This window comes from Flavobacterium sp. AJR (assembly GCF_002156885.1).
Taxonomy (GTDB): Bacteria; Bacteroidota; Bacteroidia; order Flavobacteriales; family Flavobacteriaceae; genus Flavobacterium.
In genome coordinates, this window is record NZ_NCWQ01000019.1 from 1 (window position 1) to 25,477 (window position 25,477).

The following is a 25,477-nucleotide window of genomic DNA, read 5'->3' on the forward strand; positions in this document are numbered from 1 at the left end:
AAAATATATAATTACTTTGAATGCGCCAAATATATTTAGATAAAAATTAGATATTTAATTTTTAATCACAAATAAAATTATATTTAGTTCAAAAAAACTAATAAATTATTACTATAATGCACTTTTAAAAGCCTTACTAAAGAAATAAAGTAATCGATAACAACTACCAGCCATTAATGTTAAAAAAATTCTTATTTTTGTAACTTACTAATAAAAAGACTACTGCTGCATGAGCGAAAAAATAACTATTTATGATATTGCCGAAAGATTAAATATCACTGCTGCTACTGTATCTAGAGCATTAAATAATAATCCTAAGATCAAAGAAAGTACGCGTAAGTTAGTTATAGAAACAGCTGCTGCGATGAACTACAAACAAAACAGACTTGCTCTTGCTCTACAGAGTGGAAGAAGCAATAATGTAGGTGTTATTGTTCCTCGTATTGATAGTAACTTTTTTGCCTCGGTAATTAGAGGTATTGAAGAAGAATTACACCCACATGGTTTTCATGTTATTATTTGTCAAACTCATGAAAATCCAAAAAGAGAAAATGAAAACTTACATACATTACTTGATGCTCAGGTAGATGGAATTTTAATGTCGGTTACCGATGTTACAAATGAAAACGATACAGCATTTATGAATATCGTTAACAATAACGTTCCGCTAATATTTTTTGATAGAAAAAAAGACATCAACGGAGTAAGTTCTGTAACAATCGATGACTTTAAAGGTGGATACGAAACTACCAAACATCTTATTAATCAAGGATGTAAATCTATTGCACATTTTTCTGGAGACCAGTCGCTGGAAATTTTCAAAAACAGGTTTCTTGGTTACAAACAGGCTTTATTAGATTCTGGATTAACATTTGACGAAAAATATGTTATCCAATCCAAGAGTAGTGTTGATGCAGGAAAAGAAGCATTAGATATTTTAATGCAATACGATACGCCACCAGATGCAATATTTTCTTCGAGTGATTTTGCAGCTTTGGGAGCAATTCAGGAATTGAGAGCCAGAGATATTAATATTCCTGCCGATTTTTGTGTTGCTGGTTTTAGTAACGAACCTTTTACTAAATTCATGGAATTATCTATAACTTCTGTAGATCAGTCTCCATTGGAAATGGGTAAAATGTCGGCTCGTGTTTTCTTAGAACAAATGGAGAAAACAGATAAAATCATGATCGAAAAAAAGGTAGTCCTGAAGCCTGAATTACACATCCGTAAATCATCTGCAAGAACTACCTCTTAGTTTTTTATTTTAACCATATAAGTTATGTAAGTTCATTTAAGCGAAATGTTTATAAAACTTATATTTCCTTACATAACTTATATCGTTGGTAATTTTATCTTAAAGCGAAACCCCACGTTTCCAAGGAATAAAATCGTTTTGATTTAAAATCGCAGCTTTGGTTTTGATCTTACCACTTGCTACATTTATTATAAATTCTAACATTTCATCACCCATTTCTTCGATAGATTTTTCTCCTGTAATGATTCCGCCTGTATCAATATCGATAATATCCGACATTTTTGCAGCCAACTCAGAGTTTGATGAAATTTTTACAACTGGTGCAATTGGGTTTCCTGTTGGAGTTCCTAAACCTGTTGTAAACAAAACCATATTTGCTCCAGAACCAACCATTGCCGTAGTACATTCTACATCATTTCCTGGAGTACAAAGCAAGTTTAAACCTGGTTTTGTAATATATTCTCCATAATCCGAAACACCTACAATTGGCGAAGTTCCTCCTTTTTTGGCAGCACCAGCCGATTTCATTGCATCGGTAATTAAACCATCTTTTATATTTCCTGGTGAAGGGTTCATATCAAATCCAGAACCTGCATCGACAACCGTTTTTTCATACCATTTCATCAATTCCAAGAAACGTTTTCCGCTCTCGTCCTCTACACAACGGTTTACCAACTCCTGCTCTACTCCACATAATTCTGGAAACTCCGAAAGAATTGTAGTTCCTCCTAAAGCAGCCAATAAATCGGATGTTATTCCTAATGTTGGGTTCGCCGAAATTCCTGAAAATCCATCAGAACCACCACATTCCAATCCAATTTTTAATTTAGACAATGGAGCTGGCGTTCTTTGTATTTCATTCGCTTTTTTAATAGCTTCAAATGTATCTTTTACAACGCTACTAAGCATTGCCTCGATAGTTCCTATTTGTTGCTGGTCATAAATTAAAACAGGCTTTTTACTGTTAGGATTTATCTCGTCCAGAGCATCTTTAAAAATCTGAATTTGAAGATTCTGACATCCTAAACTCAATACGGTTGCCCCTGCCACGTTAGGATTGTTTACATAACCAGCCAACAATTTGGCTAAACTATGCGAATCCTGACGAATACCACCACATCCACCTTGATGGGTGATGAATTTTACTTCGATATTATTGAATAAATTAGAATCATTAGAAGCTGCTTCATTACTAGCACCACCACTTTCTGACTTTACCAAAGAGCGAAGTAATAACTGGTAATCATTCTCTTTCGGTTTCATTAATTCCTTCTCGAAAATATCTTTTAGGATTTCGATATTTCTGTTTTCACAAAAAACCAATGGAAAAAACAACCAAACATTTTCAGTTCCTACTTGCCCATCTTCTCTATGATATCCATCAAAAGTTCTGTCTTTCCATTTATCGATATTCGGAACAGTCCAGCCAATCGATTCTGTTTTTTCGAATACTTTTGCGCTTTCATGTTTTACATTACTTATCGTAAGTACATCTCCTTTTACAATCGTTTGACTTGCTCTTCCGACCAAAACACCATACATAATAATTTTTTCGCCTGACGCAAAATCAGACAAAGCAATTTTATGTTTCATTTTCACATCAGTTTTAATAGTGATATCTTCACCTTCAAAATTGATGACCTCACCAGCTGAAAGATTTACCAAAGCTACCGCTACATTATCGGTAGGATGAACTTTTATTATTTTTTTTTGAGTTGCCATGATTAAACGTTCTGAGTTGTTGTATTTAATTGTTTTTGGAAATTAGCAAAACCATTCTCAATTCCGTTTGCATCAATTTCCTCTAATGCTATTGTAATTGCTTTTGTCAAGCCCAGAATCAGCGTTAAATCTTCATCCCAGAAACTTTTATTCTGCAAAGTAAGTCGTGCAATTTTCTCATAATCATCGGATTTCCAAAGTCCATCAAAGAAAATAACAATATCCTCACTATCATTAATTGGTAAAGCTTGATTTTGCCAAGTGCCTTTATAAAAACGAATCAAACAAGCAAAAGCAAACGTTAAATGAATTGGAAGCTTGTTGTGAATTGCAACATATTCGACTAAACTTGGCAAAACACGAACTTTAAATTTCGAAATAGAGTTCAATGCAATACTGGATAGTAAATGCTTTATAAATGGATTTCTAAAACGATCCAAGACTTCATCAGAGAAGCTTATTAGCTCGTCTTTGTCCATGTTTAATGTTTCGTTTATTTCATCAAAAACGGCTTTATTTACAAAGTCACCTGTAAATGGATTATCTACTGTTTCTTTTACCGTTTCATTTCCATAAAGAAGAGAAAACGGAACCATTGCAGTATGTGCACCATTTAAAATTCTAACTTTACGAGTTCTATACGGTTGCATATCGGCAACAATTTTCACATCCAGATTGGTTTTCTCAAACGGAAGTTTTACCTTCAATTTATCATCCCCTTCTATAACCCACAAAAAGAATGTTTCGGCACTTACAATCAAATTATCTGAGTAATCCAACTGTTTGTTGTATTCTTCAATTTGATCTTTTGGATAACCCGGAACAATACGGTCTACCAATGTATTATGAAAAGTACAATGATTTAAAAGCCATAATGTAAAATCTACTTCAAGGCTCCAATCTGCACAATATTTTAATATAATTTCTTTTAAAGTATCAGAGTTATAATTGATTAATTCGCAAGGAATAATCGTTAATCCTTTAGACTTATCCCCATTAAAATGTTTGAATCTTTCGTGTAAAAGCACCGTTAATTTAGCAGGAAATGAAACTGGCGGTTGCATTGTAGGCTTATCACTAGCAATATATTCTATACCTGCTTCGGTAGTATTAGAAATGATAAAAGCTAATTCTTCTTCTTTGGCTAAAGCCAAAAACTCATTAAAAGAAGCATAAGGATCAACTGCTTTTACAATATTTGTAATCAATTCTTTTTCCTGAATTTCTTCTCCTTTTTTTATCCCTTTCATGAATAATGTGTACAAACCATCCTGGTCGTTAATCATATTAACCAAGCCTTTATCAATAGGCTGTACAACAGCAATTCCTGCATTAAAATTGGCATCTTGATTCAGTTTCTGAAAAGCAAATTCTACAAATGCTCTCAAAAAATTTCCTTCTCCAAATTGAACAATTTTTATTGGAAGTTTATCGGATAATCCTATATTTTCTCTATTTAGTTTTTTCATTATTATAACTTAAAGTGTTGTATATAATCGAATTAAAAGTTCCAAACCTTCAGTTGTAAAAGAAACATTATACTTGCTGTCAACAAAACTTGTTGTGAGGACTGGCAGGTTTTATTCTGCAAGAATAATGCTCTATTACAACTTAAAAATCAAAAAAACATTTAAAAACAATCTTTAGGAATCTCAGTTCCGTATTTTATTTTCTAATTTTTTTAATAATCTCAAGAACTTCACTGACTTTGTTTTTTAGTCCTTCAAAATCCTTGTTGTCTATTATTTCTTTTGAGATTAATTGCGAACCAATTCCCACGCAAGTTGCACCAGCATTAAGCCAGGATGACAAACTTTCTTCGGTTGGAAAAACTCCACCCGTAGGCATAATACTCGTCCAGGGAGATGGTCCTTTTATTCCTTTTATAAATTCTGGTCCATAAGTATCTGCTGGAAATAATTTCACGATTTCGCAACCTAATTCTTCGGCTTTGGCAATCTCGGTAAGTGTGCCACAACCTGGTGACCATAATACTTTACGACGATTACAAACTATTGCTATATCTTCTCTAAGTACTGGCGTTACAATAAAATTAGCTCCCAATTGCATGTATAATGAAGCTGCTGCGGCATCGGTAACTGATCCTACACCCAGAATCATTCCGGGCAATTCAGCCAAAGCATATTTATTTAAAGCCCCAAACACTTCAAAAGCAAAATCACCACGACTCGTAAATTCCATTAATCTAGAACCTCCATCGTAACACGCTTTTAATACTTTCTTACTTATCTCTATATCTGAATGAAAAAAAAGCGGAATCATACCGTTTTCTTTCATTGTCGTAGCTACTTCTATTCTTGAATATTTTGCCATTTTTATATTATTTAACCTGTTTAGTATAATTATTTTCTAACACATAGAATCATAGTTTGCATAGTCTAAAAAAGACGTTTCACTCAAAATAAATCACATAGCACTATGCGAAAAAATTATAATTTTCTTGAAATACCCTCAGTTTTAATTTTAAATCTATCCCGTCCCGAGGTTTCGGGATCGGGACTATGTGTTAAATATTTTTTTATTAATTATACCCAAGGCATGATTATTTATCTTGATACTAATCCTGCCGAATTACCATCTAGCATATTTTCAACTTCTTTTAACGTAACCAAATTATAATCGCCTGCAATGGTATGTTTTAAGCAACAAGCTGCAACTGCAAAATCTAATGCTCTTTGGTTATTATTTGGGTATTCCAGTAATCCGTAAATTAATCCTCCCATAAAAGCATCGCCACTTCCTACACGATCCACGACTGGTGTTACCTCTTGCACGGCAGCCTGATAAATTGCTTTTCCGTCAAATAATACACCTCCAATTCTCTGGTGAGATGCGCTTACAGAATAGCGTAAAGTTGTTGCGACAGTTTTTAAATTCGGAATCAGTTCAAATAACTTACTGTACAAAACAGGAAGTGATTTCTCATCCTGATAATTAGGGTTTACTTTAGGGATTCCAAGCATGAAATATGCCGTATCAATATCTCCTAAAATAACATTGCTATATTGTAACATCTCTGGCATAACATCGCTTGGAGCTTTGCCATATTGCCATAATTTTGATCTATAATTTAAATCACATGAAATCGGAATTCCCATTTTATGAGCCACTTTAATAGCTTCAAGACAAGCTTCGGCAGCACTTTGGGAAATTGCTGGAGTAATTCCGCTCCAATGAAACCAATTTGCCCCTTCTAAAACTTTCTCCCAATCGATTAATCCTTTTTCAATAGTTGCCATCGAGCTATGCGCACGGTCATAAACTACATTGCTTCCGCGTGTTCCTGCACCTGTTTCCAGAAAATAAATCCCTAAGCGTTCTCCCCCATAAATTACATTTTGGGAAGCCACATTCATTTTTCGCATTTCTTTTACTGCCGAAGCACCGATTTCGTTTTCGGGTAATCGTGTTACAAACTCAGCATTTAAACCATAATTAGCCAAAGACACGCAAACATTAAATTCGCCTCCGCCATAATTAGATCCAAATGTTTTAGCTTGAGAAAAACGGAGGTGTCTCTCTGTCGAAAGACGCAACATAATTTCACCGAATGCAACTACTTTATTCATTATAAATACTTATTAATATTATTTATTTACCATAAATGGTTTGAAATTTTCACCATTAAGAGATTAAGAAAAATTAAGTTTTAGCTCTTAATAGTTATTTTTTTGCCACAGATTTCAAGGATTAAAAGGATTTTCTGCATTGTCTATAAAGCAACGCGGATAACACAGATTTGCTAAAGCAAAGACGCTGATAAAAACGGATTTTTAAAACCTTAATTTTTCTTAATGCCTTAATGGTTCAAACCTTTGCGAACTTTGCGTAAATCTTAGCGTGCTTTGCGGTTAAATTTATATCCAAATCCTAATTTATAAATGCTTTTAAAAGTGGGCAATTATATTGCTTGAATGTTTTTGTTGTACTATACACAGAATAAAAATCGGTAATTTCTTTTCCTGATTTAAAAGCAGTAAGATTAGCAGCGGGTGAAATATCAGAATTTCGATAATAATCATAATAATTACATTCAAAAATCATTAAACTAGCCACTGCCTTTTCTTCTTTATTTTTAGACAATTTCAATGCCTTTTCATAATACATTTTAGCTAGCGTACATCGATAATAATTTGAATTTTGATACATCATCTCAGCATCATAATTATTTCCTCCATATATATAATCAGAATCCGTTTCTCCAATTCTAGAAGACCAGTCATAAGCAAGCATCATCCAAGAATTACCCCAATAGGAAACATTAAAATAAGCATGCGCTAATAGTAAATTGCTTGTGGCAGTATTCTCTTTTTTTAACTCAATTAATCTAGCTACAAATTCAGCTTTATTAAAACGATAACTAAACTTTCTTTCCTTAGCTTTTTGCAACACCTTCGGAACAAATGGATCTTCATTAAGATTATTTTTATACTCGTAGTTTTTCTGCCAGAAATTAGCTGGCATACTAGCAAAAACCTGATAGGCTATTGCTAAATTATTTTTCCTGAAAGCAATCGTTCCTTTTACATCTCTATAAAAATTTACATCTGGTGCCGTAGTTCCTGCACAAATGTATTTCTCAAACGGTGTTTTATCCTCTTTTTGATACAATTCAATCAGGTTATCCATATCCTCTAGAGTTGCATATCGCTCAAAGTAGCCAGTATATTCGTAAAAAGATGGTGCATAATAATACCAGGAATCAGATGCTTCTTTTTTAAGATTAGATTTTAAAAATAATAAACCAGCTATCGCTTTATCTCCTTGTTTAGAAAATTCATCACTTGCAATCCGATACAAACTATACAAGTTTTTAAGTAAACTAACATCCTCTTCAACTAAATCCTCTATTACATTAAAATATTTAAAGAGATTATTTTGGGTGTTTTTATCTTGTAAATTATCTTGTTTTAATGCCACAAGAGCCAACTGAATATTTTTTTGCAATTGGATTGAAACATTAGCATTAACAGAAATCATGTTGACATATTTTTTTCCCAAGTCTATTTCATCATCTATAAAACACAGTTGAGCAATTGCTGACGCAATAAAATCTTTCTGTTCTCCTGAAACTTCGTCATGAACATCAATTAAAAACTGTTTTAACTCTCTTAGATAAAAAATGTCTTTATTAAAATTATCTGCTTTGGCTTTTTCATAATTATCATACCAACTCATTTTATCAAAACTTACTGCCGGAATTTTATTAACGGAATATTTGGGAGTAAAAATCCAATCTTCGAGTTTATTTATCTCTCTTTGAACTAAAAAACTAAAATAAATGCTATTAGGATCGAATTTATAGATTTGTTTTATAGTATTTAAGTCTGGAGCAGGATTACGCAAACTTTCGATAATCAAAATCATGTTTCGTTCATCATCATTCTTTGCCAATCTTAGTGTAGCGGCAGTTTGCTTAAAATTGTAATGCTGCATTACCGCAAATGATTTATCATCACAAGAAGCAAAAACTTTACTCAGTAAATAATTTTGAAGAGGAAAATCATCAATACATAAGGCTTTATAATACAATGCCCAAGGTTCTAAAATCGTATTATTATTGTTAGCAAAATAAGTATCGTATAAACGGATTACTTCGGCTTTGTCTGAGCTATAAAAACGATCTCTAAGAACAAGAAATGCGTAGCGCTGTTTTAAAAAAGGATCTTTGGCAGACAAAATCTTTTTATTATAATCACCTATTGCAACAGTGTTTACGTTTTCCGGATAACTGTTTATTCCGCTCCAAGATTCCCATTTTGAACTTGGAACATTATTATATTCTAATTTTTTAGCTAATACTAAATAGTCTAAGAAGGGTTTATTTTTTAAACGCAACAAAGTTGCGATAAAAGTATTCTTTGCAAAAACTTGCTTTAAGGTATTGGTTTGATAAGCTGCTTGGAATTTATCAGAATCTGTTTCGTATAAAATTGTATAAATATCTGATGTAGAAACGTTTGCTCCTATTTTTTTCTGCCATTCAATACAATTTAATTCCTGATCTTTATTAGAAACCTGGCTAATCTCATGATAACTATTAGCTGAATAACAAAAATAATGCAGTTTTAAGAACCCATCTCTTTCTGATTTAAACAAGGCTAAACGACTCGTTTCTGCCGATTCATACCATCCGCAAGCAAACGAAGCCTGAAAAATAAACAGTAAAACTAAACTACTGAAAACGCGCATAATACCCGGATATGTTTTTGATGCCATAATCGTGGATGTATTTTTTATCAAAAGAAAAGAAAGTAACCTTTGTATGATTATCAAATGGTATTCTGTTTTTTATAATCGAAATCATTTTATTTATCTCCTCATCTGAGATTTTTTCAATTCTTATCTCATCCCCATTTCGCAAGTACGTCTGCCCTATCAAAACATCATCTTGAAGTTGATATTTATTATCAGCTACTTTTTTAAACCGTGTAGAATCTTTAACAAACTCTTCATAATCAGAAACGATACCTTTAAATTCATTTCCTCTAAAAACGACCGACCAACTATATAAAGGTAATGCAATATCTAAATCCAGATCATAATCACTATGTGTTATGTATTTTTCTAATTCATCACTTGTACCAATTGAGTTCTTCGTTTTATAATCATTAGGACTTGATAAATTGTAACACATTAATAACCCACGATCTACAGGGGGAGTTCCAGCTTTTTCACAATATTTATATTGCCATAATCTTATGGTTGCAGATAATTGGGAACTTTTAAATTCTTTTTTAACTTGTTGTAATAAATAAAAATAATTGTCCTTGGATTTTTCTGTCCAATCACAATCAATTAAAATCTCTTCAAAATTGGGTTTTAACTTAGCTAATTCAATTGCTTTTATGGAATCTAAATCTAATGCTTTTTTAATCTGCCCATTTTGCTTCCCATAATCTGAATATACAATAGTACTGGCTCTCTTATATGCCTTTTCTTTATTATAATTGAGTCCAATTTCTGTTATCCTTTTCTGGATTCTTCTGGCTAAACTATCTAATTGTACTTTATTTGCCTTCAAAACAACTTCATTAGTAATAAAAACACTTGGCGTAATTTCTGGATTACTTTCATTCAGATCTATTCGGCTTATCGTTGCAACAGGAAGAGGTTCATTGGTATATGGATTCCAATCCACATCAAAAAACCGAACATACATGTGTTTTACATTTAAATTCTTACAAATATAATCTTCTTCTTTATCAAAATAAGCACTTGTTTTCCAATAACAAAAAGAACGAACGACTTCTTTCTTTTCATCGCATCCAGAGCTATTTATTACCACAAACAACAGTATAATAATTAAGCTTTTCATTTTTTAATAATACTTACAATTTTAAAGCTAAAGTAATGCATAAAAGAATAAGGTTCTTTATTTTTTTTAAACAATTTTAAGTTTCGATTGCTACCTTTGCAAAAAAAATAAACATGTCAAACATTTATATCGGGTATCACTTTACAATTGAACCTAAAGAGTTAGGATCAGAAATACTAATTGCCGAATTAGGCGAGAAAGCATTTGAGAGTTTTACTGAAACCGAAACTGGGATTTCTGCATTTGTTCAAAAGGATTTATGGGACGAAGCTATCCTGGAAGATATTCATATTTTACAATCGGATGAATTTAAAATTGAATATACATTCGAAGAAATCGAGCAAGTAAACTGGAACGAAGAATGGGAAAAAAACTTCGAACCTATCGATGTTGATGGAAATTGCCACGTACGTGCTCCTTTTCATCCAAAAACTGATGCCGAGTTTGATATTGTAATTGAACCAAAAATGAGTTTTGGAACTGGTCATCACGAAACAACTCACATGATGATTCAGCATTTATTAGAAATGGATGTTAACGGAATGAAAACGCTTGATATGGGTTGTGGAACTGCTATTCTTGCTATTCTTGCCGAAATGAAAGGCGCGCAACCAATCGATGCTATTGATATTGATAACTGGTGTTATTTAAACTCTATAGAAAACGCTGAACGCAATAATTGCAAGCATATCACCGTTTACGAAGGTGATGCAGCTTTATTAGCAGGTAAAAAATATGATTTGATTATTGCTAATATCAACCGTAACATATTACTAAATGATATGCAAAGTTATGTTGATTGTCTGAATCCAAAAGGGACTTTATTATTAAGTGGTTTTTATGAAGAAGACATCCCTTACATTGATGCATCATGCACTGAAAGAGGATTAGAATATGTTAAAAAATTTCAAAGAAATAATTGGGTTTCTTTAAAATATGTAAATTTGTAATTAATGAATTACAACAGTACAAAAAGCTGAAAAAATGAGTACTAAAGAAAAAGTAAGAGAAAAAGTTCGGGAAAAAGAAGCAATATCATTTAACAACGAAATTATTGTGTATAACGATGATGTAAATACTTTTGATCATGTAATCGAAACTTTAATTCGCGTATGTAATCATACACCTGAACAAGCAGAACAATGTTCGCTTATTGTACATTATAACGGAAAATGTACTGTAAAAACGGGATCGATGGATAAATTAAAACCACAATGCACCCAACTTTTAGAAGCTGGACTGAGCGCTGAGATTATTTAATTTAATTACCAATAATTTAAAAAATAGTGTAATTTATTCTATATTTGAATAAATTACACTATTTTTTTTATGGAAGAGTACGGGAAAATACTAATTATTGCAATGCCGATTTTTTTATTATTAATTATAATCGAGAAATCTTATGGTTTATATATAAAACAAGACCACGTTCCTTTAATCGATAGCGTCTCTAGCATAAGTTCTGGGATTACAAATTCGGTTAAGGATGTTCTCGGGCTTACAATTACCTTTATTTCTTATGAATGGCTGGTTTCTAAAATTGCTATTTATCATATCGAAACTACTGTCCTCACCTATCTTATCGGATTTTTTGTAATAGATTTTTATGGCTACTGGAGTCATCGTTTATCACATCAAATTAATTTTCTCTGGAACAAACATGCCATTCATCATAGTAGTGAAGAATTTAATTTGGCTTGTGCATTAAGACAACCTATTGCTAGTTTTGTAAATCTATTTACATTCTTGCTTATTCCCGCAGCATTACTTGGGATTCCCGCTAATGTTATTGCTATAACATTGCCTCTTCATTTGTTTTTACAGTTTTGGTATCACACTAAATATATCAAGAAAATGGGAGTTTTGGAGCATATATTGGTAACACCTTCTCATCACAGGGTTCACCATGCTATAAACCCTGAATATCTGGACAAAAACCATTCGCAGATTTTTATATTCTGGGATAAACTTTTTGGCACTTTTCAAGAAGAACTAGATACAGTTCCGCCTGTTTTTGGTATTACAAGACCCGCAAATACATGGAATCCGATCCGAATAAATTTTCAGCATTTGGCATTAATGATTAGTGATGCCTGGCGTGCCGAAAACTGGAAAGATAAATTCACAATTTGGTTTAAACCAACAGGTTGGCGTCCTGAAAATTTTGAAGAAAAATATCCTGTCAACAAAATCACCGATGTATATAACTACGCCAAGTACGGAACCGATAACTCTAACAAACTCATTTTTTGGTCGATTACCCAAGTTATGATAACATTGCTGTTTGTAAGTTACTTGTTTAGTAATATTGCCAAGATTGGTTTCCCAAATATCTTTTATTATGGCTTTTTTATTTTCATAACTATTTATAGTTATACTGAACTAATGGATAAAAACCGTTTTGCTATTTTATGGGAAAGCCTACGTTTACTAACTGTTCTAGCAATTATTCTTTATTTTGGGGATTGGTTTGGGCTTAATTCTGTTTTCCCCTTTGGTAATATCGTTGTTATCGGGTATCATATTATCTCTTTACTAGTCACGATTTATTTTGTAAAAGTCGATTTTAAAAACATAAAACCAGTTCTGGTAAACTCTTAAAAACAAATTATGAAAAGCCCCTTTCTTTTAAAATTCTATATTGGTTTTAGTTTTTTTTATCTTTTAATTCTTCTTTATAATCTTGAAAATATTGCTTGGTACTTAAAGGGATTACTCATCCCTATTTTATGGCTTGCTGTTTATTTTTCTGAAGACTTTCCTTCAAAAAAAATACTTCTTGGGGCTTTATTATTCTCATGGATTGGTGATGTAATTTTATTATTTGCCGATAAGGCCGAAATCTATTTTATATTAGGTTTGGTCGCTTTCCTGATATCTCACGTTATTTATATTATTCTGTTTAACAAACAAAACAAGCCAGATGTTCCCAAAAACAAAGGCCTTTTCTTTATTGGCTTGGGATTTATTTTAGTTTATTTAGCAACAATGCTTACCGTTTTATTACCAAAACTTGGCGATTTGCAACTTCCTGTTATTGTTTATGCATTAACTATTTCTACCATGCTTTTGTACGCTTTTAGCGGATATTTAATTTGGAAAAAACCTGCAAACACATACATTCTTGTTGGTGCTATTATTTTTGTGCTATCGGATAGTATCCTTGCAATGGATAAATTTTATGAACCTATTTATAAAAATTCCTTTTTTATAATGCTTACTTATCTTATGGCACAATATCTGATTGTAATTGGTATTTTAAAACTGAATTCAGTAAAAACAAAATAAAGTACTGATTACGCAGATTAAACAGATTTAAGCTTTTTTTGCACGCACATTTAGCAGATTTGGCAGATTTTTTTTTAATCACTTTTAATCTGTGGCTTATTTTATCAAAACCTTTTACATTTGCATCATAAAACTGTCAAAACATGAAAAAAATAGCTCTTTTTATCATTTTACTTATTACAGCCACATCTTGTGTGAGTACAAAATCTACTTTAAAAAATGTAGATGATAATGCGCCAAACTTAACTTTAAGCAAAGACAATACTTTTATAATCACTGAATATAGCAAAGACAAGAAATATGGTTATGACAAAGATTACCCTGTAAATATATTTTACAGAACATCTAAAGATGAAGTAATTAACCAACAACGCTTTTTAAACGCTCTGGCTGGACCAAATGGCGAAAAGATAACTTATACCAAACTTGAAAGTTGCTGCCCTTTCCCTAGCAAAAGAAGCGATATGGGAGCTGGTTTTCTTGATGTTTATGAATTAAAATGGGAAGGACAAAAAAAACCAATCAATTTATATCTTAATATCTACGAAAAAGGAGTTTTGATGGTTCCGCTTGGATTGACTTTAAAGAAATAGAAGAAAGACTTGTTTGTAGAAGCAAGACTAAAAGAGGGAAGATTTTATAGAACAATCTGAAAGCAAACAAACATAATTTAAACTAATAGTAATGTTCGGGATAGCATGTTTAATTTTGGTTATTTTACCAATACTATTTCAATTAATAGTTGGTTCGAAAACTATATTCTTCAAAAATTCTACTAAACTTAAATTTGGAAAAATAAGCCTAATAAGCTTTATCTCGCAAATAATATTTTCTATTGCTGCTATTTACATCGCCAATTATAATCTTTCAAAATATTTTGATGAGCATCCGAATTCAACAAGATGTGGAATGCCCTTTTTTGGAGTTTTAATGTCTATTATCTTTTTTATTATAGTCCTATGTATTCTAATACTTCTTCAGTTTTTTATTAAAATTTTAAAAGAAAGAAAAGCTAAATAAGATACTATATTTAAAACAAAAACTGCTTTCATAGTTTTCATAGCTTTATCAGTAATTGGTATTTCCGCATTATATCTTTTATCCAAATTCTGATTTTTTATCCTCGTTGCTTTCGGGTTTAATTGCTATCGATTCTGCAAGAGTTGTTTCATTATTATTTTATCTATAGTAACGTTTTATTATTGGAAGCTTTCGAGAATTACTGATAAAATAAACTTCAAAAAATTCGTACTTCATCTTTTGCTAACCATTCCAGGGGTTTTGCTTACTAAAGTTAAAATATACCACCTACTCGGTTTCCATTATCTTTATTTTGATTTTTTTATATCTAGAATTCAAATACTAATTGGCATTCAAATACTTATAAATATTCTTTTTTTACTTACACAAATTCTGTTTGGGATTTTCTATATAAAACTTAGGAAGAAACTACTTGTTGGCAACAAGTAATGCCAAAAACTTTTAGACGTACAAATACACCAAAGAAAAACATAAAGAACCAGATAGGCTATATATGATAAATGTCATTGATTAGTTTATTTCAATGCCTTAATATTGCCCCGATAAAAGTGGAAATCATTTTTTAAGAAAGCTGGTTTTCATGAATTTACAGAGTGACCAATGGAAGCTCCTGAAAATCCATGAAAAAGCATTTTAAACAAAAAATAGTACATGAATAGTGCAAAGAGGCTTCTTAAAAAAAACTTAATTCTTAATCTGTAAATCGCAAATCCTAACTACCTTTGCACTTTCAAAAATTACAAACTATGAACATACAACATATTCCACAAATTAAGCATACAGATAGCGGTAACTTCTTTTTACTTGCAGGGCCTTGCGCCATAGAAGGTGAAGAAATGGCAATGCGTATTGCTGAAAAATTAATCGGTATTACCGACAAACTTCAGATTCCTTATGTTTTTAAGGGATCATTTAAAAAAGCTAACCGTTCTAGAATCGATAGTTTCTCTGGAATCGGTGATGAAAAAGCATTAAAAATCTTAAGAAAAGTTTCTGAAACATTTCATGTTCCTACTGTAACTGACATTCATACTAATGAGGATGCAGATATGGCCGCTCAATATGTAGATGTTTTACAAATTCCTGCATTCTTAGTCCGTCAAACTGATCTGGTTGTGGCTGCAGCCAATACTGGAAAAGTGGTAAACTTGAAAAAAGGACAATTTATGAGCCCTGAAAGCATGAAACATGCCGTACAGAAGGTATTAGATTGTAACAACCAAAACGTAATGGTTACTGATCGTGGTACTATGTTTGGTTACCAAGACATGATTGTAGATTATAGAGGAATCCCAACAATGCAACAATATGCTACTACGGTTCTTGACGTAACACATTCGCTTCAGCAACCTAACCAAACTGTAGGTGTAACTGGCGGAAGACCTGATATGATCGAAACTGTTGCTAAAGCTGGTATTGCTGTAGGTGTTGATGGAATTTTTATCGAAACTCATTTTGATCCGGCTAACGCCAAAAGTGATGGTGCAAACATGTTACATTTAGACTATTTTGAAGATTTAATGACCAAACTAGTTGCCATCAGAAAAACTATTAATCAATTTTAATTTTTTATACTTAATACTTTGAAAACTAATTTTATATTATTTTTCTTGTTGTGTTTTTCAGTAAACACATTTGCACAAGAAGAAATGCCGTTACAAGAAAAATACACTGCACATAATAAAGGTAAGTTCTTTGTTTCCTGGGGTGGTAACAGAGAAAGTTACAGCAAATCAGATGTTAACTTTAGAGGGAAAGATTACAACTTTACAGTTGAGAATATGTCTGCTCATGACAAACCAAAAGGATGGCACATGGATTATGTTAATCCTGCAAGAATGACCATTCCTCAAACTAATTTACGCTTGGGTTATTTTTTTAGCGACCATTATAGTGTAACCATTGGTGTAGACCACATGAAATATGTAATGAGTCAAAATCAAACAGCTAATGTTAATGGATATATTGATTTACCTGCAGATCAAGCTGGATCTTTTTACAACGGTATTTACAATAATACACCTGTAGATATGTCTTTATATGGTGCTCAGGAAGGTGGTGTTGATAAAGGTACTATTCAAAATCCTCCTCCTTTTTTAATGTACGAACATACAGATGGTTTGAACTATGTTAATACAGAGGTTTCAAGACATGATGATATTTCGTCTTTGTTCAATCTTCCTAATACAGATAAAGTTCAAATTAACTTAACCGAAGGTTTAGGTGTCGGTCTTTTATTTCCTAAAACAAATACAACCCTTCTAGGAAAAGAACGTCACGATGATTTTCATGTTTCAGGTTATGGATTATCGGCGAAAGCGGGTTTAAATATTACTTTCTTTAAACACTTTTATATTCAAGGTGAGTTAAAAGGTGGTTATATTAATATGCAAGACATTAGAACTACACAAAGTAGCGATGATAGTGCTTCTCAAGACTTTTTCTTTTTCCAAAGAATTATTGCTTTCGGAGGTATCTTCAGAATATAATTTACAAATTCATAAAAAATAGTCATCATTTTATTTGGTGACTATTTTTTTTATTATTTACTTTGTAATTCAAAGTACTTTATATGGAAGATAAATATTTACAGGATATTACTGAAATAAAAAACATGATGAATAAATCTTCGCAGTTTATTTCATTAAGTGGCTTATCAGGAATTATGGCAGGAATATATGCTCTTATTGGCGCTCACATCGCCAATGGTCTTATTGAGAGCCATTCGAGTTATTATGTAACTCTGGAAAGTAAAACTTTTAAGTTAATTGTACTAACTGCTTTTTTGGTACTATTATTTTCTGTTATAACTGCTGCGATATTAACTGTTAGCAAAGCCAAAAAGCAGGGTGAAAAAATATGGAATTCTACTTCTAAAAGAGTATTAATCAATTTTTTGATTCCACTTGTTACTGGTGGTATTTTCGGCTTACTTTTGCTCCGAAATGGTTATTATGGTTTAATAGGTCCAGTCACTCTCCTATTTTACGGATTAGCTTGTGTAAATGCAAGTAAATATACTTTGAGGGATGTGCGTTATCTAGGAATTACCATAATTATCCTTGGATTAATTTCAACTGAATTCTCTGGTTACGCTTTGGAATTCTGGGCATTAGGTTTTGGAGTTTGCCATATTATATACGGAAGTGTTATGTACTTTAAATACGACAGGAAATAATCTTTATTTGTCATAACTCTAAAAAGTAAAACATGAAAAATTTTAAATATATTTTCGCAGGGGTTACCTTGATAATCAGCTTTTGCTTTGCTTTATACATTACAAAGCAGTTTTTTCCGAACAATCCTTTTTCAAAACCAACAGCTGAAAATCCAAAGTTAAAGGTCAATTTGTTAGACAAAATCCAGGCAGGTGATTTAATCTTTCAAACTTCAGAATCTAGTCAGTGTGAAGCCGTAAGAATTGCTACAAAATCTAAATTCTCACATTGTGGAATCGTTTATATCTTAGACGGTAAACGTTTTGTTTTTGAAGCTGTACAGCCCGTAAAACTAACTCCTCTGGACGAATGGATTGAGCATGGTAAAAATCAAAGTTATCTTGTAAAGAGATTAAAAGATACAACTGCGTTAACTCCTACTACTATTGAAAAGATGGAGATATATAGTCGTAATTTCCTTAATAGAGATTATGATGCTCATTTTAGTTGGTCGGATGCTAAAATTTATTGTTCTGAATTAATTTGGAAGATTTATAAAAATGGGGCTGGTATTGAGTTATGTCCGCTACAGAAATTAAAAGACTTTAACCTAGAAGATCCTAGAGTTAAAGCAATATTAAAAGAACGATATGGTAATAATATCCCGCTTGAGGAAGATGTTGTTGCTCCTTCGAACATTGTGGATTCGAAATTATTAAAAACCGTAATTGATACCTATTAAAAATTGAAAAGCATCATTCAAAATATAAATAAAGCCTTTGATCATCGAATTAGACTTGGAATCATGTCTGTATTGATGGTCAATGAATCGGCTGATTTTAGTACTCTGAAAGAGCTTTTGGGCGTTACGGATGGTAATCTTGCGAGTCATGCTAAAGCATTAGAACTAGAAAACTATATCGAGATACAAAAACAATTTATAGGTAAAAAACCCAACACTAGTTATAGGGCAACCAAAGACGGAAAACTTGCATTTGTTGCACATATCGATGCCCTTGAAAAATTGATACAGAAGAAGTGAGCCTTTTTTTTACCTATTAACTTTGAAATACAAAGTACTTTTAAAAAACTAACAAAACAAAATATGAAGGATTTATTAATAGAAAAAATGTACGAGTGGTCTCGAAAACCATATCAGAAATACATGAAGAAAAATGCGCCTTGGGAAATTAGCAAGGATGAATTACTTGCCTTCCCCGAAGGAAGTTTAGGATATGGTTTGGGAGATTTTCTTCGTAGAAACAATTTTGATATTCAAGCCAAATTAGAAGATCATGACATCATTCATGTATTGACCAATACCGGAATTACTGTTATAGACGAAATCGGGATGCAATATTATCTTTTGGGTAATAGCAAAAAGAGCTTGTATTTGTTTATGGTAATTCTATCGGGGACTATCTTCTATCCTACTCAACTTGGTTATTTTCTAGAACAATATAAAAGAGGAAAAAAAGCAATGCCTTTTTATTATTTGGATTTCTCCAAAATGCTACTCACTCCTATTCAATCCATTCAAAAAACTTTTAAAATTTAAAACGATGAAAGATGATTTAATTAACCATGAAAAATTTGAATGTAGAGCATCAACTGAACTCACCATTGGTAGTCTTATAATTTGTTCGCTCTTTTTTGCACTGTTTGTACTTGTAGAAGACAACTCTTATATCTTGATTGTTGGCTTTCTTTTTACCGTTGCCGCTTTATTTCTTAATGCCATAATGTTATTTCATTTAGTAGCGAGTTTCATTTCTATACCAAGTCAAAGGGAATACATAGGTCGTAAGATCTTAATTCTATTATCAAACATCCCTATTGCGCTTTTGTACTATACAATCATTATCAAACTTAATTTATTATAAAACCTTAAAACAACTTTACAATGGAAACAAACGAAACTCCAAAACCGGCCTCTATTTTTCAGTCTAATACTGCCAAAATGATTATGGTAGGCTTGCTTACTCTATTTTTATTAATTCCTCTGGAATATGTAAAAAATTTAATCTCGGAACGCTCTTACAGACAAAACGATGTTATTTCCGAAATCAATGATAAATGGGGAGAAAGTGTCTATATCTATGGACCGATATTAAAGATTCCCTATACTTCTTATCAGGAAACAGTAACTATAAACGAAAAAACAAAAGAAACGGTAAAGCAAAAAGTAGCATCTACAAGATATGCCTATTTTTTCCCTCAAGAACTAAATATCAATTCGAGTATTGACACGAAAATACTAAATAGAAATAATTACGAATCGGCTGTATTTACAACGAATATGCAATTTAACGGTAATTATATTCAACCTGATTTTAGTAGCAAAAATATTGCTCCCGAAACCATTCAATGGGACAAAGCAACTATATTAATTAAAACTACAAATTTAAAAAGTATAAAAGAGGAAGTTAAAATTAAAATTGGAACTACTAACTATGTTTTTGAACCTGTATATAATTCGTCTAAATCGGATACTACTGAGGCTCTTGAAACAGGTTACATCGATTTAACAAAAATACTATCGTCTCCTAAAACCGATTATAGCTTTGGTATTACTTACAATGGTAGTAAACAAATTAAGATTGTCCCGATTGGGAAAACTACCAATGTTGGAATGAAATCTAATTGGGCTTCTCCTAGTTTTACTGGTAATTTCCTGCCTGATGATAAAACCAAAAAGATAAGTGAGACTGGCTTTACAGCAAATTGGAAAATTTTGCATATCAACAGAGCATTCTCTCAACAAGCTTTTGATATTCTGCCTGATTTAAGTATGTATAGTTTTGGGGTTGACTTTGTGATTCCCGTAGATCAATACCAACAAAATGAGCGTGCCTCTAAATATGGTTTTCTTGTTATCGGACTTACATTCTTGATTTTCTTTTTGATCCAAAATATGAGTAAAATTAGTATTCATATTTTCCAATACTCAATGATTGGCTTGGCTCTAATTATGTTTTATACTTTATTAATTTCGATAACTGAACATAGTAATTTTACCAAAGCGTATATATTATCCGGAATAGCTGTTATATCGCTTATTACTGCTTATTCATTTTCGATTTTAAAGAATAAAAAATTCCCCATATTCATCGGGTTTTCACTCACCGGATTATACACATTTATTTATGTTATTATCCAATTAGAGAATTACGCATTATTGGTGGGAAGTGTAGGTTTATTTTTAATTCTTGCAGCTGTAATGTACTTTTCAAGAAAAATAGATTGGGGTAAATAATATAATCTATATAAAAAACAAAAGCCACTTATATAATTTTAAGTGGCTTTGCTTTTATTTATAAATAGTGAGACTATTTAGTCAAGATTCCATTTTGATCAATTAGATACACTAATGATGCCATTGTCGCAGCTCCAAGTTCTAGTTCTCTTTTGTTTATTGCATCAAATTTATCATTGGCTGCATGGTGATAATCAAAGTAACGTTGTGAATCTGGTTTTAAACCTGCTTTTACAAGTGGTTTAGCCGATGTTAAATGTCCGATATCTGAACCACTATGTCCTTTTACAAAACTATGTATTAAATAAGGTTCAAATAAGCCTTTGTAGTTTTGTATTTTCGCAAAATTCTCATCATCTGTCTCAAAAGAGAATCCTCTTGGACTAAATCCTCCTGAATCACTCTCTAAAGCAAAAATATGGTTCTCTTTATTTTTTTGTGCCATCTCTTCGTACATAGCTCCACCTTTACCTCCGTTTTCCTCGTTCATAAACAATACTACACGAATTGTGTTTTTAGGTTTATATCCTAAGTTTTTAAGGATACGAACTACTTCCATACTTTGCACTACTCCTGCTCCATCGTCATGAGAACCATCAGCTAAATCCCAAGAATCAAGATGCCCGCCAACAATCATAATGTTTTCTGGATGTTCTGTTCCTTTTATTTCTCCGATTACGTTATGAGACAATACATCTGGTAATTGCTCACAAGATTGTTTAAAGTAAAATTTTAAAGTTGGGTTTTTCTTTAAAGATTTACTCAATAATTCTGCTCCATTTGTACTAATTGCAGCCGTTGGTATGTATTCTGATTTTGGTAAATCGCCATAACTTTGTGCTCCTGTATGAGGAAAATCATCTAATCTTAAATTCATCGAACGAACAATTGTTCCTACTGCTCCAAATTTAGCAGCTTCTTTTGCTCCTGCATATCTTTGATCTACACAACCTCCGTATGATTTAAATGTTTCTACATTTTCAGGATCCATTGGTCTGTTAAAGAATACAATTTTCCCTTTTACTTTATCTCCTAGTTCGTTTAGCTCTTTAATTCCCTTTACTTCGATTACCTCTGCGGTAATTCCAGTTTTTGGTGTAGCTATAGAACCTCCCAAAGCTGTAATTGGTACTACAGTTTTTATTTTATTGTCTAAAATATAAGCTGTTTCTTTTTCTCCACGAACCCAATGTGGCACCATTACTTCTTGAAGATATACTCTGTCTAGTCCAATACTCTCTAATTGATTTTTAGTGTATTGTACTGCATCCGCAGCATTTTTTGTGCCAGATAGTCGCCCTCCGATATCATTGGATAGATATTCTAACCAAGTATAACATTTAGATTGGGTTAGCGCTGCTTTGTAAATTGATTTTAAATTTTGTTCATCTGGTGTTTGTGCAAACGACACCAATCCTGTTAAAAGAAAAACAGTTAATAAAGATGTTTTTTTCATTGGTTATATAGCATTTTGTATGGTTAATTATTCTGATTTTAACTTTATTCAAATCAGTTTCACAAAGGAACAAAATTCTTTACAACTCCGTGAAATTTTCCAGAACCTTTTCTGAAGATTAAATCTAAATTATTTTACTTCTATAATCTGATTTTTTTCTGCAATACCATTTTCATTAAAAGCTTCAATAGTAAAATAATACTTTGTTCCTTTATCTAAGCCTCTAAAGTCGTATGAACCTTCATCATAAACCATTATACTGTTGTATAATTTATCAGGAGCAATTCCGTAATAAATAGTATATCCTATTGCATCTGGTTGTTTTTTCCAAGAAATCATTGCATTACGAGAATCTGTAGCACTTCTGTCTACTTTAAATTCAGAAACTAGTTTTGGTTTTTCTAACAATCCGTTTCCAAAAACTCTAAAATCTGAAACTGCAAATAATCCTGAAGCGTTATGAATGTTTACCATTTTTATATAACGTGCCTTGATTGGTTTTGTTAGTTCGACATAATCATGTGGTACATCTTTGTCATTTCTAGACTTATCTACAACCAAAGTCCAATTTACAGCATCATCAGACATAAAAATTTTATACTGATAATAAATATCCATTGCCTTATTGTATTGCGTTGCTTTATGATCTGCATAATTTATTTGCAGTGCATTTATTTGCATCTTTCTACCTAAATCTAGCTGTAACCATTCGCCTGGATTACTTGTTTTTGCCGACCAATAGGTCTGAATATCTTCATCGGTTAAATTACTAGCTCCGTAACAAAATTTCTCAAATACTTTTTTTCCTCCGTTATCCACTCTATGTGTTTGAACTTCCATACATTCTTCTGATGAAGAAACGGTTACTGGCTTTTTATATGATAATAACATCCAACCTGCAGAAGCTCCTTTGGTTTGATCACGTTGTTTTGTCGGTAAGACTATCGGAAAATCACCATAAGATGTAATAGAGTACATTACATCATCTTTGTCAAATCCTGCCGGAAACATATCAATACGACGCTCAAAACGGTCTTTTATGGAGATTTTACATGTTCCTGTATTCCAATAATTCCCATAATTATCTGCAAAAGTATTTCCGTGTCCTGCTCCTATTACAAAACCTCCTGGTTTATATGACATCGGATTGTGTTTTTGGTAAACAAATGGACCTAACGGATTATCTCCCACATGTACTCCATTGGCATAACCTTTAAACTCAGTAGCTGGCGCTCCGTATTGCATATAATATTTTCCGTTGTGTTTGGTCATCCAAGCTCCCTCGATAAAATTCCCCCACGGCGCAGGTTCCATATCATTATTAGGTCCAAAACGTTCCCAACCATGGTTTGCAGGATCTAAACCTACTACTTCTTTTATCTCTCCGTATGGATGTTGAATATCCTCTACTTCGGTTGCTGCGTATAGTTTGGCATACTCTGCCTGATTTCCTACTGGTAACCATGTTTTATAATCTACTTCGGTACCCACAAGTGGTAATTTTCCACTTGAACCATAGTACATATATACTTTTTTATCATCGTCCTGAAAAATCGCTGGATCCCAAGTTGGTAACATGGCAGTGTCTACATGTCTTGTCCATCTACCCGATTTTGGATTAGCTGTTTTCCAAATAGGATGGTCTTTTTTCCAGGTTGAACCTACATAAAACATAGTGTCGTTTACAACCCAAGCTGCTGGTGCACACTGATCATCATCGGCAGGACGTCTCTGAAAACTACCGTAAACAAATTCCCAATTGGACATATCTTTACTCCAAAAGAATCCTGCCTGATTCGTACCAAAAAGATAGTATTCGTTTTTATAGGTAATAATCACAGGATCTGCGCTCGAACGGCGTGATTCGGGGATTCCGTTATGGTTTTCGGTCGTGTAATTGTATCCAATATTTACTGGATTACAATATGTTGATGCTGGTTTATTTGGATCAAACCATTCCGTTTTTCCAAGAAGATTTGTTTTAGTTTCCGATGTATGAATTTTACATCCTACCAAAAGCAACAAAAGTGCTGCTAATGAATATAGTTTATAGTTAATTTTCATCATATCTTTTATATTTTACACATAATCTGGCTGAATCTTATTCTCTCAAAAAATCTATTTTTTAGTCTTTATTCTTTCGGCTAATAATTCTGGTTCGTTGGTTGTGATGTAGTCAAATTTGTTTTCAATAATCCAATCCATATCATCTACTTCATTAACAGTCCAAACATTTAGGCTTATCTTATTATCTTTTGCTTCTTTTATCCAATCCGGATGTTTTTTAAAAACTGAATAATGATAATCTACACCTGTAATATTATCTAGTTTTACTTCTTTAGGAGATTTATTTCCTTCTAGATATTGCAATGTAGTTTTTGAATCTACATCTCTAATTTGTTTCAGGATTTCGTAATCAAAACTGATATATGTAGTTATTTTTTCAGCTTTAAGCTTCTTTACTGTTTCCACCACTTTTAAGGCAATTTTCTTCCCTCTTTCCTTGCTTACTCCCGAAGGTTTTATTTCGCAAACTAAAGTTGTGTGTTTATTATTTTTTTGTCCTTCCAGAATATACTCTCGTAAGGTTGGTAGCTTTTCTCCATTAGAGAGTTTAAACTTTATTAAGTCGGCATATTTTGTTTCTTCAACAATTAGTTTGTTATAATGAGGATCGTGATTTATAACAAGAGAATCATCGACTGTCATGACTACATCAAATTCTGACCCTACCGCTTTTAAATCGATAGCATGCCTAAGTGCGGCTATAGAGTTTTCTGGTAAATTATTTTTTTTCCAAGCTCCTCGATGTGCAACAATTCCATTTTTTGTGACATTACAAGAAGTGAAAACAAATATTGTTAGCATAAAAGATGCGCTTAATATTTTACTAGCATTCATTGTATAATTTTTTAAGGTTTAAAATAGTTAATAGGTAGCGAGTTTACTTAAAAACTAC

23 protein-coding genes are annotated in these 25,477 nt (G+C 32.2%); 14 read left to right on the top strand and 9 right to left on the bottom strand.

Annotated features, from left to right (window positions below; genetic code table 11):
• Positions 1-229 precede the first annotated feature (229 nt).
• The gene (locus B8T70_RS06470; protein WP_086894317.1) at positions 230-1,258 is read left to right on the top strand and encodes a LacI family DNA-binding transcriptional regulator; all 1,029 of its coding nucleotides are present in this window, start codon (positions 230-232) and stop codon (positions 1,256-1,258) included.
• Positions 1,259-1,357: 99 nt separating this feature from the next.
• On the opposite strand, the gene B8T70_RS06475 is transcribed toward B8T70_RS06470, so the two are convergent.
• The 6 genes from B8T70_RS06475 to B8T70_RS06500 form a co-directional block, all read right to left on the bottom strand.
• Positions 1,358-2,980, bottom strand: a complete 1,623-nt coding sequence (locus B8T70_RS06475; protein WP_086894318.1) for a UxaA family hydrolase — start codon at positions 2,978-2,980, stop codon at positions 1,358-1,360.
• A gap of 2 nt (positions 2,981-2,982) precedes the next feature.
• Positions 2,983-4,449 carry a tagaturonate reductase gene (locus B8T70_RS06480; RefSeq protein ID WP_086894319.1) on the bottom strand — a complete coding sequence of 489 codons (1,467 nt, stop codon included), beginning with the start codon at positions 4,447-4,449 and terminating at the stop codon, positions 2,983-2,985.
• Between the two features lie 196 nt (positions 4,450-4,645).
• A complete protein-coding gene (locus tag B8T70_RS06485) occupies positions 4,646-5,314 on the bottom strand; it encodes a bifunctional 4-hydroxy-2-oxoglutarate aldolase/2-dehydro-3-deoxy-phosphogluconate aldolase (protein ID WP_086894320.1) in 669 nt (222 codons plus the stop codon).
• A gap of 233 nt (positions 5,315-5,547) precedes the next feature.
• Positions 5,548-6,570, bottom strand: coding sequence for a sugar kinase (locus B8T70_RS06490; protein ID WP_039119504.1), 1,023 nt, complete (start codon positions 6,568-6,570; stop codon positions 5,548-5,550).
• 301 nt (positions 6,571-6,871) lie between these two features.
• Entirely contained in the window at positions 6,872-9,220 is a 2,349-nt protein-coding gene (locus B8T70_RS06495; RefSeq protein ID WP_086894321.1) for a hypothetical protein, read from the bottom strand.
• Entirely contained in the window at positions 9,177-10,319 is a 1,143-nt protein-coding gene (locus B8T70_RS06500; protein WP_086894322.1) for a hypothetical protein, read from the bottom strand. Before B8T70_RS06500 ends, B8T70_RS06495 begins: the two co-directional genes overlap by 44 nt.
• A gap of 113 nt (positions 10,320-10,432) precedes the next feature.
• Between B8T70_RS06500 and prmA the strand changes: the two genes are divergently transcribed.
• From prmA to creD, 13 genes are all read left to right on the top strand, one after another.
• Entirely contained in the window at positions 10,433-11,269 is an 837-nt protein-coding gene (gene prmA, locus B8T70_RS06505; protein WP_039113002.1) for a 50S ribosomal protein L11 methyltransferase, read from the top strand.
• 34 nt (positions 11,270-11,303) lie between these two features.
• Positions 11,304-11,579 (top strand): ATP-dependent Clp protease adaptor ClpS, encoded by a 276-nt coding sequence (locus tag B8T70_RS06510; protein ID WP_035625878.1) that lies wholly within the window; start codon positions 11,304-11,306, stop codon positions 11,577-11,579.
• 69 nt (positions 11,580-11,648) lie between these two features.
• Positions 11,649-12,920: a sterol desaturase family protein gene (locus B8T70_RS06515; RefSeq protein WP_086894323.1), complete on the top strand. Its 1,272-nt coding sequence runs from the start codon at positions 11,649-11,651 to the stop codon at positions 12,918-12,920.
• Positions 12,921-12,929: 9 nt separating this feature from the next.
• Positions 12,930-13,607: a lysoplasmalogenase gene (locus B8T70_RS06520; RefSeq protein WP_086894324.1), complete on the top strand. Its 678-nt coding sequence runs from the start codon at positions 12,930-12,932 to the stop codon at positions 13,605-13,607.
• Between the two features lie 143 nt (positions 13,608-13,750).
• The gene (locus B8T70_RS06525; RefSeq protein ID WP_039113005.1) at positions 13,751-14,200 is read left to right on the top strand and encodes a hypothetical protein; all 450 of its coding nucleotides are present in this window, start codon (positions 13,751-13,753) and stop codon (positions 14,198-14,200) included.
• A gap of 1,194 nt (positions 14,201-15,394) precedes the next feature.
• Complete coding sequence (kdsA, locus tag B8T70_RS06535) at positions 15,395-16,213, top strand: 3-deoxy-8-phosphooctulonate synthase (protein ID WP_039113008.1); 819 nt, start codon at positions 15,395-15,397, stop codon at positions 16,211-16,213.
• A gap of 18 nt (positions 16,214-16,231) precedes the next feature.
• Positions 16,232-17,137: a hypothetical protein gene (locus B8T70_RS06540; protein WP_086894326.1), complete on the top strand. Its 906-nt coding sequence runs from the start codon at positions 16,232-16,234 to the stop codon at positions 17,135-17,137.
• Positions 17,138-17,220: 83 nt separating this feature from the next.
• Positions 17,221-17,826: a hypothetical protein gene (locus tag B8T70_RS06545; RefSeq protein ID WP_039113010.1), complete on the top strand. Its 606-nt coding sequence runs from the start codon at positions 17,221-17,223 to the stop codon at positions 17,824-17,826.
• Positions 17,827-17,858: 32 nt separating this feature from the next.
• Positions 17,859-18,548, top strand: coding sequence for a YiiX family permuted papain-like enzyme (locus B8T70_RS06550; RefSeq protein ID WP_086894327.1), 690 nt, complete (start codon positions 17,859-17,861; stop codon positions 18,546-18,548).
• Between the two features lie 3 nt (positions 18,549-18,551).
• Positions 18,552-18,848, top strand: coding sequence for a transcriptional regulator (locus B8T70_RS06555; RefSeq protein WP_039113012.1), 297 nt, complete (start codon positions 18,552-18,554; stop codon positions 18,846-18,848).
• A 63-nt stretch (positions 18,849-18,911) separates the two neighbouring features.
• The gene (locus B8T70_RS06560) at positions 18,912-19,364 is read left to right on the top strand and encodes a hypothetical protein (RefSeq protein WP_086894328.1); all 453 of its coding nucleotides are present in this window, start codon (positions 18,912-18,914) and stop codon (positions 19,362-19,364) included.
• 4 nt (positions 19,365-19,368) lie between these two features.
• Entirely contained in the window at positions 19,369-19,689 is a 321-nt protein-coding gene (locus B8T70_RS06565; RefSeq protein WP_086894329.1) for a hypothetical protein, read from the top strand.
• 20 nt (positions 19,690-19,709) lie between these two features.
• On the top strand, positions 19,710-21,062 hold the full coding sequence (gene creD / locus B8T70_RS06570; RefSeq protein WP_039118317.1) for a cell envelope integrity protein CreD: 1,353 nt from the start codon (positions 19,710-19,712) through the stop codon (positions 21,060-21,062).
• Between the two features lie 73 nt (positions 21,063-21,135).
• Here creD and B8T70_RS06575 read toward each other — a convergent pair whose 3' ends face one another.
• The 3 genes from B8T70_RS06575 to B8T70_RS06585 form a co-directional block, all read right to left on the bottom strand.
• Entirely contained in the window at positions 21,136-22,518 is a 1,383-nt protein-coding gene (locus tag B8T70_RS06575; protein ID WP_086894330.1) for a M20/M25/M40 family metallo-hydrolase, read from the bottom strand.
• Positions 22,519-22,647: 129 nt separating this feature from the next.
• Complete coding sequence (locus B8T70_RS06580) at positions 22,648-24,585, bottom strand: discoidin domain-containing protein (RefSeq protein ID WP_242667433.1); 1,938 nt, start codon at positions 24,583-24,585, stop codon at positions 22,648-22,650.
• A gap of 51 nt (positions 24,586-24,636) precedes the next feature.
• A complete protein-coding gene (locus B8T70_RS06585; protein ID WP_086894332.1) occupies positions 24,637-25,419 on the bottom strand; it encodes a glycerophosphodiester phosphodiesterase family protein in 783 nt (260 codons plus the stop codon).
• Between the last annotated feature and the right edge of the window lie 58 nt (positions 25,420-25,477).

Bases quoted from the DNA above. Each gene is read 5' to 3' on its own strand.
- B8T70_RS06560 (WP_086894328.1), top strand. From the start codon at position 18,912: ATGAAGGATTTATTAATAGAAAAAATGTACGAGTGGTCTCGAAAACCA.
- B8T70_RS06520 (WP_086894324.1), top strand. From the start codon at position 12,930: ATGAAAAGCCCCTTTCTTTTAAAATTCTATATTGGTTTTAGTTTTTTT.
- B8T70_RS06550 (WP_086894327.1), top strand. From the start codon at position 17,859: ATGAAAAATTTTAAATATATTTTCGCAGGGGTTACCTTGATAATCAGC.
- B8T70_RS06545 (WP_039113010.1), top strand. From the start codon at position 17,221: ATGGAAGATAAATATTTACAGGATATTACTGAAATAAAAAACATGATG.
- kdsA (WP_039113008.1), top strand. From the start codon at position 15,395: ATGAACATACAACATATTCCACAAATTAAGCATACAGATAGCGGTAAC.
- B8T70_RS06495 (WP_086894321.1), bottom strand. From the start codon at position 9,220: ATGGCATCAAAAACATATCCGGGTATTATGCGCGTTTTCAGTAGTTTA.
- B8T70_RS06525 (WP_039113005.1), top strand. From the start codon at position 13,751: ATGAAAAAAATAGCTCTTTTTATCATTTTACTTATTACAGCCACATCT.
- B8T70_RS06575 (WP_086894330.1), bottom strand. From the start codon at position 22,518: ATGAAAAAAACATCTTTATTAACTGTTTTTCTTTTAACAGGATTGGTG.
- B8T70_RS06485 (WP_086894320.1), bottom strand. From the start codon at position 5,314: ATGGCAAAATATTCAAGAATAGAAGTAGCTACGACAATGAAAGAAAAC.
- B8T70_RS06565 (WP_086894329.1), top strand. From the start codon at position 19,369: ATGAAAGATGATTTAATTAACCATGAAAAATTTGAATGTAGAGCATCA.
- prmA (WP_039113002.1), top strand. From the start codon at position 10,433: ATGTCAAACATTTATATCGGGTATCACTTTACAATTGAACCTAAAGAG.
- B8T70_RS06500 (WP_086894322.1), bottom strand. From the start codon at position 10,319: ATGAAAAGCTTAATTATTATACTGTTGTTTGTGGTAATAAATAGCTCT.
- B8T70_RS06470 (WP_086894317.1), top strand. From the start codon at position 230: ATGAGCGAAAAAATAACTATTTATGATATTGCCGAAAGATTAAATATC.
- B8T70_RS06480 (WP_086894319.1), bottom strand. From the start codon at position 4,449: ATGAAAAAACTAAATAGAGAAAATATAGGATTATCCGATAAACTTCCA.
- B8T70_RS06515 (WP_086894323.1), top strand. From the start codon at position 11,649: ATGGAAGAGTACGGGAAAATACTAATTATTGCAATGCCGATTTTTTTA.
- creD (WP_039118317.1), top strand. From the start codon at position 19,710: ATGGAAACAAACGAAACTCCAAAACCGGCCTCTATTTTTCAGTCTAAT.
- B8T70_RS06580 (WP_242667433.1), bottom strand. From the start codon at position 24,585: ATGATGAAAATTAACTATAAACTATATTCATTAGCAGCACTTTTGTTG.
- B8T70_RS06490 (WP_039119504.1), bottom strand. From the start codon at position 6,570: ATGAATAAAGTAGTTGCATTCGGTGAAATTATGTTGCGTCTTTCGACA.
- B8T70_RS06475 (WP_086894318.1), bottom strand. From the start codon at position 2,980: ATGGCAACTCAAAAAAAAATAATAAAAGTTCATCCTACCGATAATGTA.
- B8T70_RS06510 (WP_035625878.1), top strand. From the start codon at position 11,304: ATGAGTACTAAAGAAAAAGTAAGAGAAAAAGTTCGGGAAAAAGAAGCA.
- B8T70_RS06585 (WP_086894332.1), bottom strand. From the start codon at position 25,419: ATGAATGCTAGTAAAATATTAAGCGCATCTTTTATGCTAACAATATTT.